Annotated in this window: 11 protein-coding genes; 5 read left to right on the top strand and 6 right to left on the bottom strand. The window is 41.3% G+C overall.

Features of this window, described 5'->3' with window-relative positions:
- Positions 1-2: 2 nt before the first annotated feature.
- Positions 3-233 (bottom strand): hypothetical protein, encoded by a 231-nt coding sequence (locus MusilaSJ_RS19470; protein ID WP_274986522.1) that lies wholly within the window; start codon positions 231-233, stop codon positions 3-5.
- Between the two features lie 128 nt (positions 234-361).
- Positions 362-2,374 carry an NAD-dependent DNA ligase LigA gene (gene ligA / locus MusilaSJ_RS19465; protein WP_274986521.1) on the bottom strand — a complete coding sequence of 671 codons (2,013 nt, stop codon included), beginning with the start codon at positions 2,372-2,374 and terminating at the stop codon, positions 362-364.
- Positions 2,375-2,573: 199 nt separating this feature from the next.
- Between ligA and MusilaSJ_RS19460 the strand changes: the two genes are divergently transcribed.
- Entirely contained in the window at positions 2,574-3,188 is a 615-nt protein-coding gene (locus tag MusilaSJ_RS19460; RefSeq protein WP_274986520.1) for a TNT domain-containing protein, read from the top strand.
- Between the two features lie 17 nt (positions 3,189-3,205).
- Positions 3,206-3,541: a hypothetical protein gene (locus tag MusilaSJ_RS19455; RefSeq protein WP_274986519.1), complete on the top strand. Its 336-nt coding sequence runs from the start codon at positions 3,206-3,208 to the stop codon at positions 3,539-3,541.
- 68 nt (positions 3,542-3,609) lie between these two features.
- Here MusilaSJ_RS19455 and MusilaSJ_RS19450 read toward each other — a convergent pair whose 3' ends face one another.
- Entirely contained in the window at positions 3,610-4,530 is a 921-nt protein-coding gene (locus MusilaSJ_RS19450; protein WP_274986518.1) for a DUF6263 family protein, read from the bottom strand.
- A gap of 154 nt (positions 4,531-4,684) precedes the next feature.
- Here MusilaSJ_RS19450 and MusilaSJ_RS19445 point away from each other — a divergent pair, with 154 nt between their 5' ends.
- Positions 4,685-4,927, top strand: a complete 243-nt coding sequence (locus MusilaSJ_RS19445) for a hypothetical protein (protein WP_090529851.1) — start codon at positions 4,685-4,687, stop codon at positions 4,925-4,927.
- An 84-nt stretch (positions 4,928-5,011) separates the two neighbouring features.
- Here MusilaSJ_RS19445 and MusilaSJ_RS19440 read toward each other — a convergent pair whose 3' ends face one another.
- A complete protein-coding gene (locus MusilaSJ_RS19440; protein WP_274986517.1) occupies positions 5,012-6,793 on the bottom strand; it encodes a DUF885 domain-containing protein in 1,782 nt (593 codons plus the stop codon).
- Between the two features lie 139 nt (positions 6,794-6,932).
- Between MusilaSJ_RS19440 and MusilaSJ_RS19435 the strand changes: the two genes are divergently transcribed.
- Positions 6,933-7,403 (top strand): DinB family protein, encoded by a 471-nt coding sequence (locus MusilaSJ_RS19435; protein ID WP_274986516.1) that lies wholly within the window; start codon positions 6,933-6,935, stop codon positions 7,401-7,403.
- A 116-nt stretch (positions 7,404-7,519) separates the two neighbouring features.
- On the opposite strand, the gene MusilaSJ_RS19430 is transcribed toward MusilaSJ_RS19435, so the two are convergent.
- Complete coding sequence (locus MusilaSJ_RS19430; RefSeq protein WP_274986515.1) at positions 7,520-8,836, bottom strand: alpha/beta fold hydrolase; 1,317 nt, start codon at positions 8,834-8,836, stop codon at positions 7,520-7,522.
- A gap of 286 nt (positions 8,837-9,122) precedes the next feature.
- Here MusilaSJ_RS19430 and MusilaSJ_RS19425 point away from each other — a divergent pair, with 286 nt between their 5' ends.
- Entirely contained in the window at positions 9,123-11,567 is a 2,445-nt protein-coding gene (locus MusilaSJ_RS19425) for a TonB dependent receptor (RefSeq protein WP_274986514.1), read from the top strand.
- Here the strand turns inward: MusilaSJ_RS19425 and MusilaSJ_RS19420 are convergent.
- Entirely contained in the window at positions 11,564-11,791 is a 228-nt protein-coding gene (locus tag MusilaSJ_RS19420; RefSeq protein WP_274986513.1) for a KTSC domain-containing protein, read from the bottom strand. The genes MusilaSJ_RS19425 and MusilaSJ_RS19420 overlap by 4 nt on opposite strands.
- Positions 11,792-11,817: the final 26 nt, after the last annotated feature.

The following is an 11,817-nucleotide window of genomic DNA, read 5'->3' as shown; positions in this document are numbered from 1 at the left end:
GGTTAGGATGCCCTTTTCTTTGATGTATCTTTACTGCCAAGAGGCGGGTGTGGCTTATTTTTGATGTTCCAATCCTTAATATCAACCAGGCCAGGCTTTGTTTGATAATGCGATTTGCTTTTAGGACACCTCACAATAAATTTACCTTTAACCTCCTCTATAACCGGCCTTTCGCCGCATTCCTTACAGGGTTCACAAAAGATATTTTCTTGTATAGGTATAAATTTTTCCATAGTAAATTACTCGAATATTAGTACGTTTAATTAATTATGGGGCCCTTTCGGTAGTACAAATAACGTAATTTCTGAGTTAAAAAATAAAAATTCCTCACCATGAATAAAAATAAACAATACAGGAGTGCTTATTTTATCAGTGCAAGTAAATCGTCATCGCTGATAATAGGTATATTAAGTTTATTAGCTTTTTCTAACTTGGCAGGGCCCATATTTTCACCCGCGACCAGGTAATTAAGTTTAGCCGATATACTGCTCAGTATCTTGCCACCGTTTTGTTCAATGATATCTTTCAACTCATCACGCGAAAAGTTGCCAAATGTTCCCGATATAATAAAGTTCATCCCCGCAAGCTTTTCACTGGCCAGTACAACTTCTTTTTCTTCGGCAATAAACTGGAGGCCCTGTTCCCTTAGTTTTTGTATTTCCTGCCGGTGGATTTCACCTGCAAAATATTCGGTTATACTTTGGGCTATCCGTTCGCCTATCTCTTCGGCAGCTGTCAATTCTTCAACCGAAGCTTCCATTAATCTATCTATCGATTTAAAATGGAAAGCCAGCTTGCGGGCAACTGTTTCGCCTACATAACGGATGCCCAAACCAAACAGCACTTTTTCGAAAGGCATTTTTTTGGATGCCTCAATACCATCAAGCATATTATTGATCGATTTTTCGCCAAAGCGGCCTAACTGTTTCAATTCGGCAGCATAGGTATGCAGCTCATAGATATCACTAATGTGACTTATAAAGCCTTTGCTGTATAAGGTTTCGATAGTTTCATCACCCAACCCATCAATATTCATAGCCTTACGGCCAATGAAATGCTGCATTTTCCCAACAATCTGCGGCGGACAGCCTTCATCATTAGGGCAATAAAATGCAGCCTCGCCTTCCTTACGCTCAAGCGGAGTACCGCAGGCGGGGCAAGTAACCCGGTAAACAACAGGCACGGCATCGGGCTTACGTTTTTCAGGGTTTACACTAATAATCTTTGGGATGATTTCACCGCCCTTTTCAACAAAAACGGTATCACCCTCATGCAGATCAAGCCGGATGATCTCATTAGCGTTATGCAGCGTAGCGCGTTTTACCGTAGTACCTGCAAGCAGTACAGGCTTTAAATTGGCCACCGGGGTTACAGCGCCGGTACGGCCTACCTGGTAAGTCACTTCAAGAAGTTCAGTCTCTACCCTTTCGGCCTTAAACTTGTAAGATATGGCCCAGCGCGGCGATTTGGCAGTGAAGCCAAGCTCCTGCTGCTGCGAGTAATTATTTACTTTAATAACAATGCCGTCAATATCATAGCTCAGGTTAAAACGTTCCTTATCCCATTTATTAATAAATTCCAAAACGCAATTAATATCCCCGCAAAGCTCACTATGCTCATTGGTATGAAACCCCCAGGTTTTAACAGCCTGCAGGCTTTCCCAATGGGTTTTAAATACTGTTTTTTCGGTGTACAAAAAGTACAGGAAGCAATCAAGCGGGCGTTTGGCTACTTCGGCCGAATCCTGCATTTTTACTGTGCCCGAGGCAAAGTTGCGTGGATTAGCATAAGGAACCTCCCCGCTTTCGATACGTTCATTATTCAACCTGTCAAAAGCTTTCCGGTGCATGAACACTTCACCGCGGATGTCAAAATAGCCGGGATAGCCTTCGCCATGCAGGCGCTTAGGTATGGTATGAATGGTTTTAATATTGGTGGTAACCTCGTCACCCTGTACACCATCACCGCGGGTAACGGCCCGTACCAGTTTGCCGTTTTCATAAGTGAGGCTCATGCTCAAACCATCAAACTTAAGCTCACATACGTACTCAAAGTTATCACCAATGGCTTTACGGATCCTCTGATCAAAATCAAATAGTTCCTGTTCATTATAGGTATTGCCCAACGATAACATCGGCCAGCGGTGCCTAACGGTTACAAATTCCTTGGTTATATCACCGCCTACCTTTTGTGTTGGCGAATCAGGGTCAGCAAACTCCGGATGTTCTTTTTCGAGTTTATTAAGCAACTCCAGTTTTTTATCAAAATCAAAATCAGAAATGGTTGGCATGGCCAGCACATAGTAATTGTAATTGTGCTGTTTAAGTTGGGCTGTTAATGCCTCTATTTGTTTTTTTGCTTCAGCTGATGACATAGGTACGAAGGTAATAATTTAGTTTATTTCATCCTTTTTACCCCGGTAAATACCAGCTTTTGGTAATAACGTTTTTTGTGGCCGGTAATAACAATGATTAGCATATGATATTGCATATAATACCAATAAAATAAATATGATAAATCTCTTTCATAAACGCGGGGTACATAGTAGATTTATCAAACAAAGACTACATCGAATGAAAACACTAAAAATCCTGATCCTATCAGTATTGCTAATGCCTTTTTTGGCAACAGCGCAAACAAAACCATTAAAGCATGCCCACAACCCTGCTGCAAACCATCACAAACTACCGGTACGGGGAATTACTTACGATGACTTTAAAAGTTCAGTAACCGACTTTGCCGACACCAGCAGTAAAAAAGCCCTTGCCGATTCAGCCTGGCTGCTATGGAAAACCGAGAAATGGGGCGCGCTCGAAAAATTCTTTACCGCCAACAACCTTAACGGCGGCTGGCCTCCAAACCGTGGGGCGGTAAACCTGGTTATAATCACCCTTAAAAAAGGCGTGCTTATTGACCGTTACGGAGGCTATACCGATACTACCGGTACTTTCCAGGATAAGGGCACTTTTGTATCGCCAAAAGGCGTACCTTTCCCCATGCGTGCTTTGCCGGATAATACCCTTAGCAAGCCATACAAAATTTACAAGATCCTGAAGCCGATAGCCAAAGTTAGGGAGGGTAAAATTATTCCATGGTTTGGCAAACCGGGCTTGGGTATTCAGTATGAAGTACCAGCCACTGTTAACGACCTGAAAGCAGGCGGTTACATTGAAGAAGTAAAACAATAAAAACATACTATTAAAATATGATCACAAAATATGAAGTAACAAAATCATTGTTGTTTGATGGAGACGAAGCCGAGGTCATGCATAAAACATTTAAACTGCCTGCCGGTGACATAAAGTTCGGTGATTTTGCCAATAATAATTTTGAAGATCTACATAAGGTAATTACACCCGACGACTTTAAGACCATTGTAAAAACAGGGGGCTTTAATGCCGACTTTCTTAATTTATACAAGGGCAGCGAAAGGCTTAGGCTATATTATGCTAAAAAGGGGAACTCTATTGCTGTGTTTGCATATGGCGAGTTTCAGCCAACACGGTATAAGCTTTATTTTGAAGGCTTGTGGATGTTGTAATACCAACTGTTTATACAACAAAAAAACCTGCCGGTTACGGCAGGTTTTTTTATTATTATCTGCTTTAATTAATGGTCGGTACTTGATGTTTCGCTGGTAACACTCATAGGGAATGTTAAACCGCCCGGAACCTGCGGATTATCTTTTATTTCGACGGTACCGTCAATGTTTTGCTTTAATTTTGAACTGGAGATCCAGCCGGTAGCCTTGTCAACAACAACATCAGCTACCATAGTGCCTTTCATATTGTATTTCATGGGCATATTACTGACGGTTTTATAACCGGCAGTATTATCTGTTTCAAGTGTGGCATTTCCGTGTATCAGATAGCTCTGCGGGGTGATATCAACCAGTTGATAAACAGATATGACCGCCGCGCTCATAGCTCCCTCCAGGTTATTTTTAATTGTCCATTTATCATTTTTTACCACAGCCGTTTCGGGCAACACCGACATAACCATTTCCAGGTTGCTTTTAAGCGCCCCTGAACCAAACGATTGGGTTAACTGCGTTTTCAACTGCTCTTTTTTTTCGGCCGGTACTTCCTTAAAGCCATCTATCATAGATGTGATCATATTCTCGGCATTCTCTATCGACCTGATCCGGCCACTTTTGGTTAGCGTTGCCGTAAATGGTTTATTTGTTATGCCCGACATGATCCTGGCCATAATATTTGTCGTGTCTTTAGTATCAGAATCAAAAGTTACATTACCGGTTGGCAGCTGCATTTTCATACCCACTTTGGTATAGTTAACCTCCATATAATAAAGAGAATCATTAGCATTTAATACTTTGAATGACATTTTGCCATCAATCGTCATATCGATATTATTAACCTGCCCGTTTATAGTTTGCTTCACAACAGAGTGTGCTGTGGTAGATAAGTAATAACTATTGCCTTTAATTAGTTTTAAAGCCGGTTTTACCTTCTGCGCATAACCGGTTATCGCTCCTATAGCCAGTAAACCGGTCACCAAAATTTTCTTCATGATTGTTAATATGTAAGCGCTAAATATATTATAATATCTTTTACAAAAAACTCAAAATTCCTAACAATTAATTAAAAACAAATTCGTTAACTTTATACTGCGCTCGGCTCTTTAATTTTTTTACACACCTAATTTAGCGGAAAGAGAGGTTTTTATGTTACAGCAGATAGCATTTATACCACAGCACCAGTTTCATGTGCTGATCAATTTTTCGGGAGAAGATGAACGTATTTTGGCAATTTTACCCAACGAAGCAGGAAATTTCCGCGTGATTTACCAGGGTAAGACAATTGCCGAACTTAACCTGGATAAGGACGGCTGTACCTGCTATAAGGGCAAGCTAAAGAAAAACGTCATGGCCCAGCTTGAGCACCAGATAAAAAATCATTACGCGTAAGCTGTTAATAAAAAAGAATTTGATAGTTCATGGGAGATAAACCCATGGTTCATAGTCCATGAGTTTATACCTGTGGACTATCAATTAATTTCCGCTGGTTTTAGCAAGCATGGCTTCCCTGATAAATTTAACCGGTGCACTGCCGTAACTCAAGAACTTTTCGTTAAACTCTTTCAGTTTATATTTATCACCCATTTTTTGTTTATAGGCATCCCTCAAATCTATGATTTCTTTATAGCCGGTATAATAACTGGTAAGCTGAACGCTGGTTACGCTAACGCGCTTCCATTTGCCATCAGCTTCGGCCTGCTGCTGGAAAGCTTCGCGGGTTAATAACTTAATAGCTTCATCTTTGGTCATACTGCCGCTATGAACACTATAATCCAAAATGGTGTTACATACCGAACGCAGGTTCCATTTATACCACATCAGCATCATTTCGGGCTCGTTATTGCCAAAGCTGTTCTCCAGCATCATTTGCTCGGTATATACCGCCCAGCCTTCGGCCATGGCACCATTGCCAAATACAGCTTTGATGATACTTGGGGCTTTATTGGAGTATACACCCTGTACATAATGCCCCGGCACAGCTTCGTGAATGCTCAGGATCTGTAAAATATAATTGTTGTACTCGCGCAGGTAGCTTTCGGCTTTTTCCTTACTCCAGCCGGCCAGGCTGCCTACGTTATAGTATGAATTACCATTTTTGTCATACGGGCCAGGACCACTCATGGACGCACCTGCCACACCTGCCATATAACCGGGCTCTTTACGAATGATCAACGGTTTTGACGGATCAAGCGTTACAAGATCTTTAGCTTTAACAAAGGCATTAAGCTTTGGTATGATTTGCTCAATTGACGATTGAAAATCTTCAGGCTTTACATGTTTTGATGACAGAGTATCTATCAGCTGGCTTATCATGAGCAGGCTATCAGCAGGTGCAGCTTGTTTACCAAAGTATTTCGACCAAAGCTGTTTACTGATCTTGCTCATTTCGCGGTGAATGTATTTCTTACGTTCAACGGCAGCATTGTAGATTTTCTCGGCAGTGTTGGTAGCTACAATTTCGTATTTAAACTTATCCTCATATAAATCCTTACCCAGCCTGAAACTTCTTGGGTGATCATTTTTAAGTGCTTTAAGCCAATCGGCATAGGCTTTAATGGCAACAACGCTCTGCGCAGCCCTGTCGGTCATTAACTTTTGCTCAGCTTTGGGGATATTGGTTTTCTTAAGCGAATCGGCAAAGTCTTTTCCTATTACATCAAGCCCACCCAGATTTTGCTCAATAGCCAAACTGGTAAGTTCAGCTACCGGGTTTTTAATCTGTTTTTGGGCGTCTTTGTAATACTGCGGAATAAACGACATACGCTGATAAAAATGACGCAGACGTTTAGGCAAAGGCTCATAGTGCTCGTTCAGGATGTAAGCGAAGGTGCCGATAACGTTATATGACGATGGGTCCCATTCATATTGTTTTAACTGGCGCACCTGCCATTGCAGGTATTCAAGCTGGTTTTGCAGGATCTTGTAATCTATCTTATTGGCTTCAGACAAGGTGTTTACCTCAAAGCGGCTCAATGAATCAACCTGGTATTTAGCAAAGGTTACCAGTTTATCGCGGCTTTGCTCGTTTGGAAGCACCATCAGGCTGTCGTATTTATGATACCCTGCCGAAGTTGCCCAATCGGGGTTCAACTTCCAGAAGTTATCCAGAAACGTGTTCTCGTATTTAATAAAAGCTTCATCATCCTTCCCTAACAATGGGCCGGTGCCGCTGCCCCCATCTTTTTTACAGCCGATAAAGGCAACCATGAATAAAACAACGGCGAGTGCTAATTTTAGGAATATGTTTCTGACCACAACTGATGAGTTTTACAATGAAGCATAAACTTAAAACTTTTAAGCCAAATAAATCAAACCGGCGACGAATTTGTTACTTTAAGCCCCCCGGCTCCCTAAAGGGGGGTGCGAGAATTAGTCGTTATAATTTGGATTACCTATGAATAATGAACATAAAGTTTTAGTAAATGAAATTGTGCATTTGCTGCAAGGCGGCAACGCACATGCAGATCTGAAAAAAGCGCTCGATGGTTTACCTCCCAATCTTCGTGGGGTTAAAGTTGATAAGCTTCCTTATACCATATGGCAACTGGTTGAACATATCCGGATAGCCCAGTGGGATATGCTTGAATTTAGCAAAGACGGCAGTCACGAATCACCAAACTGGCCCGATGATTACTGGCCAAAAGAACTTGCTCCAAAAGATGATGCAGCCTGGGATAATAGCCTTGAACAGATTGACAGTGATTTGGAAGAGCTAATAGAAATGGTGAAAAGCGGGGATATTTATAAAAAAATTCCGCATGGCGATGGGCAAACCATTCTTCGCGAAGCCTTACAGGCGGCAGATCATAATGCATATCATGTAGCCGAGATCGTTGTGATCAGGAGGTTGTTGGGTGCCTGGTAAATAGCCTCACCCCATCCTCTCCAAAGGAGAGGGCTTCAAAAGCTTTTTAAAAGTCTCCCCTTTTGGGGGAGATTTAGAGGGGGCTTATCACTCGCAATCACATGATTTTCGATATTTTACTTCGTAGTCTTTAAAACAAAATTAGTTATCGCTGCAACAAACTCTGGTTTCAATGGTAAATCAGGCTCATTATAAGTTGCCTTGTTCTTTTCCTTATCTGCCGGGGCTTCTTTCAGCACATGGTTCATGTTGGGGATAATATCAAGTATGGCATCTGACTTTGCCTTTTTCAGCTTTTCGGCATCACCAACAGTTACCTGTAAATCAGTTGTTCCCTGGATAATCAATATTGGCGCTTTTACCTTCCTGATCTCGCGCTGTGGGTTATACCTGAACCATGACATCAGGTATTTCTGGATACTTGGCCTGGCAATAAAGTACAGTGCAGGGTCGATATTATCGGTTGTTTTACCCCGCTTCAGGCTGTCAAGCATGCGATTAAAACCATCTGATATAAACGCGGGTTGCGATTTCATTTGCTCAGTAAGGATTTTATCGGCCGAGTCGCCGGCCCCGGCCACTGATATAAAGCCTTTTATAGGCTCATCAAAAGCAGCCATCATCCCCACCAATGAACCTTCACTGTGACCAAGTATAATTACCCTCGAAAAACGTTCGTCGGCAGTAAACATGTTGAGCAGCGCGGCAGCATCCTCCACATAATCTTCAAACCTGATCTCGTTTTCTTTAATGGAAGTTGTGCTTTGCCCAACCAGGCGTTTATCGTAACGAAGTGATGCTATTCCTTTTTTACCCAGCTCATTAGCGATCATTTTATAAACATTGGCATGAAGCCCCAGTTTCGGACTGTTACCGTCCCTGTCTGTGGGGCCAGAGCCGGCGATGATCAATACCAATGGCACTTTACCGTTAGCGTCCTTCGGCATAGCCAGCGTTCCCGATATTGAGCCCAGCAAAGTTTTAACCGTTACAGGTGACTCAACCAAAGAAGGATCGGTAACTATGCTTGTAGCCGCCGCCGTACTTGGCGCAGCAGTTGTAGCCGGCGCTTTGTACGGTGTTAATGACAGGCCCGTAAATTTATTATCGGCATTTAGCGACAGGTTTAATAAAAAAACACTTTTCTGAAATGTAGCTTTATAATGCGCTATCGGGGTTTCGTAGCTTTCAAAATCCGCCTGTAGCAATGAGCCCAATTGTGTTTTTAACTGCACAGTTGTACTCTTAAAATCGGCTTGTGTAAGTGCCTTCTTCATTTCTGGTCCAAACATGCTGTATATGCTATCCGGCTGATTGTTATTGTATAGCTGTTTAAATTTATTTAAGGCCGTAGCATAATTGGCCGGAGGTGTTTGTGCAAATAAATTCCCTGCAAAACAGGCAACTAATATAAACAGACAAAGTTTTTTCATGTTATAATGGTCAATATACAGTGCGATGATGTATTGAGGCCGAAAATAAAGAAAAAATCAGGTTGTTTTGTTTATTTATACCATTGCATGATTTTTTGTAAACAATATTTGACGGCAGTAATATAAAACCTTTTACCAGGCATAATCCATACTAATGTTGCAACATTCTTTTATATTATATAATTAAAATACCAATACAATACATATAATTTTATATATATTGTATTATATTGCGGTACATTTTTATAATCTTTTAAACTATAGCAAATTTCTACATTACTGATTAATGAGGGTTTTAATAGCAGGCTTATTTTTTGCATTCCTGGCGGGAGGGTATTGTATTTCGTTCGCCCAAACAAAATCTTCAATAATACAGGGTAAAGTTTTAACAGAAAATAATCAGCCCGCCGATGCAGCTACAGCCATTCTCCTTTCCGCTGCCGACTCATCTATATTAAAATCAAACCTGGTAAATAAAAATGGACAGTTTGAATTTACCGGGCTGCATCCCGACAGCTATTTAATACTCATCAGTAAAATAGGATACGTAAAAGTTTATACCGGGCCATATAAAGTTAACGCAGGTCAAATAATAACTGCCAATGATATTGTTTTAAAACTTTCAGACAACCAACTGCAGGAAGTTAAAGTAGTTGGCCGGAAGCCTTACATAGAAGTAAAGCCCGGCAAAATTGTATTAAGTGTACAAAACAGCATCCTGGCTGAGGGAAATTCGGCCTTTGATATCCTAAGGCAATCACCCGGGGTAAGGGTTAACAGCAACGAAACTTTAAGTATTAACGGCAGACAAGCAGCATTAATAACCATCGACGGCAAACCTACCAACCTTACCGGCGATGATCTTACCAGCTTGCTCCGCAGTATGCAAAGCAGCACTATCGACCAGGTTGAAATGATCAGCAGCCCCTCGGCCAAATATGACGCCTCGGGCGGAGGTATCATCAACATCATTTTAAAAAAGGGTAAAAACCTGGGTACCAACGGTACGGTTACCTCTATGGCAGGCTATGGAAAATATTACAAAAGTACAGCAGGCATTGTTTTCAATAACCGCACCAGCAAGCTCAATATTTTTGGAAATTATACTTACGACAATAATAAAGGCACACGCACTATTACAACCAACCGTAATATTACTTATAACGAAACCCTGAGCAATTACGATGTTGATTATAACAATATCCAAAAAACCACTAATTACAACTTTAAAATAGGGGCCGATTATACCATCACCCCCAAGCAAACTATAGGCTTTTTGGTAAGCGGCATTGTCAGGAGTGATGATTTTATAAAGCACAACAACCTGTACATCAGCAATCAACACCGGCTCGATTCGATAATCAGGGCCCGTTCAACCCTTGACAGAGGCAGCAGCTATTTAAACTACAATATCAATTATAACGCGGTATTGGATAAAAGCGGCCGCAGTATCTCGGTAGATGGTAACTATTCAACCTACACCCGCCACTCGAATGAGTTTATTACCAATAGCTTTTTTACCCCGGCGGGCAATACTTACCGCGATGACCTTGAGTTGGAAAACCTTTCACCATCGGATATCCACATCTGGACATCAAAAGTTGATTTTATTAACCCCTTAAATAAAACCTCACGATTGGAGGCCGGTATTAAATATAACAATGCCAGCAGCAACAATAACCTCATTTTCGGTCCCAAAGTAAACAACCTATATAAGGCCGACGCCAGGTTCAGCAACAGGTTTCTTTATACCGAAGCGGTGAGCGCCGGGTATATCAATTACATAAATAAAATAGGCAAATTGGATATCACGGCAGGTATACGTGCCGAAAACACTCATGCAACCGGTAAATCATGGGGATTAAATGAGCGGGTACCGGCAATAAATACCAATAATTATTTTAACCTTTTTCCGCAGGCACAAATAAGTTATGAGGCCGATAAAAAAAACATCATCGGTATTGGTTATAACCGAGGTATTCACAGGCCGCTTTATGAAGATATTAACCCATTTTTGTATTATACCGATCTGTACGATTATCGTGCAGGCAACCCTCAATTAAAGCCGGAATATACCAATACTATACAGATCACCCATACCTATAATCAAACCTTTTCAACCGAACTTTATTATACAGTTACTAATAATGCTTATGATTTTCCGGTATATCAGCAAAACGATTCGACTAAGGTTAACATAACTATCCGGAAAAACTTCGGGCAGATCTTTGTTTACGGGGCTTCATTTTACGCGCCTGTACAATTTACCAGGTGGTGGTCGGCCAGTTTTAATCTTGATGCTATTTATGTACGCTACAAAGCTTACGCGCAAAACGGGGATTTTGACAGGGGCAAGCAGGATATTATTTTTGGCAGCACACAAAACTTCACCATCGCCAGTACATTACTTGGCGAAATATCGGGCAGGTATGAAACCCCAACTATTTATGGTATCAATGAATTAAAAGCAAGCTATTCGGTAAATGCGGGTATCAGCAAGCAAATATTAGATAAGCGGGCTACTATTAAATTAGCACTGAACGATGTATTTAATACCGACAGGGGGCGCAACCATGCCAGCTATCAAAACATTGATCTTTCGGAGGTAAACAAACGCGATACGCGCATTGTAAGGCTCAATTTCACCTATCGTTTTGGCAAAAGCACCATTAAATCGGCTAATAAACGCAATACGGGTAATGATGACGAGCGCCGCCGCACCGGAAATTAATAATGTGCATACCTAACCTTTAACTCAGGATATTTGCCTTTTATACGTGTGACAAAAAAATGCCCAAGCGATTCGGAGTTAATAAACTTGTTATAAGCAGATAAAGGAAAACCGAAGTATTGCCACACACCGCCATTTTCCCGAAATTCAAGTTCAAGGATGCGGGCGTCAGGATCATAGCCAACGCTGCTTAAAGCCGATGATTGTACTGTACGTCGTTGCATTTATTATATATACTATATTAAATACA

This window comes from Mucilaginibacter sp. SJ (assembly GCF_028993635.1).
In the GTDB taxonomy this organism is placed as follows: domain Bacteria; phylum Bacteroidota; class Bacteroidia; order Sphingobacteriales; family Sphingobacteriaceae; genus Mucilaginibacter.
Note: the sequence above shows the minus strand (reverse complement) of the source record. Positions and strands in the feature narration are given on the sequence as shown.

Bases quoted from the DNA above. Each gene is read 5' to 3' on its own strand.
- MusilaSJ_RS19455 (WP_274986519.1), top strand. From the start codon at position 3,206: ATGATCACAAAATATGAAGTAACAAAATCATTGTTGTTTGATGGAGAC.
- ligA (WP_274986521.1), bottom strand. From the start codon at position 2,374: ATGTCATCAGCTGAAGCAAAAAAACAAATAGAGGCATTAACAGCCCAA.
- MusilaSJ_RS19450 (WP_274986518.1), bottom strand. From the start codon at position 4,530: ATGAAGAAAATTTTGGTGACCGGTTTACTGGCTATAGGAGCGATAACC.
- MusilaSJ_RS19445 (WP_090529851.1), top strand. From the start codon at position 4,685: ATGTTACAGCAGATAGCATTTATACCACAGCACCAGTTTCATGTGCTG.
- MusilaSJ_RS19435 (WP_274986516.1), top strand. From the start codon at position 6,933: ATGAATAATGAACATAAAGTTTTAGTAAATGAAATTGTGCATTTGCTG.
- MusilaSJ_RS19425 (WP_274986514.1), top strand. From the start codon at position 9,123: ATGAGGGTTTTAATAGCAGGCTTATTTTTTGCATTCCTGGCGGGAGGG.
- MusilaSJ_RS19460 (WP_274986520.1), top strand. From the start codon at position 2,574: ATGAAAACACTAAAAATCCTGATCCTATCAGTATTGCTAATGCCTTTT.
- MusilaSJ_RS19470 (WP_274986522.1), bottom strand. From the start codon at position 233: ATGGAAAAATTTATACCTATACAAGAAAATATCTTTTGTGAACCCTGT.
- MusilaSJ_RS19420 (WP_274986513.1), bottom strand. From the start codon at position 11,791: ATGCAACGACGTACAGTACAATCATCGGCTTTAAGCAGCGTTGGCTAT.
- MusilaSJ_RS19430 (WP_274986515.1), bottom strand. From the start codon at position 8,836: ATGAAAAAACTTTGTCTGTTTATATTAGTTGCCTGTTTTGCAGGGAAT.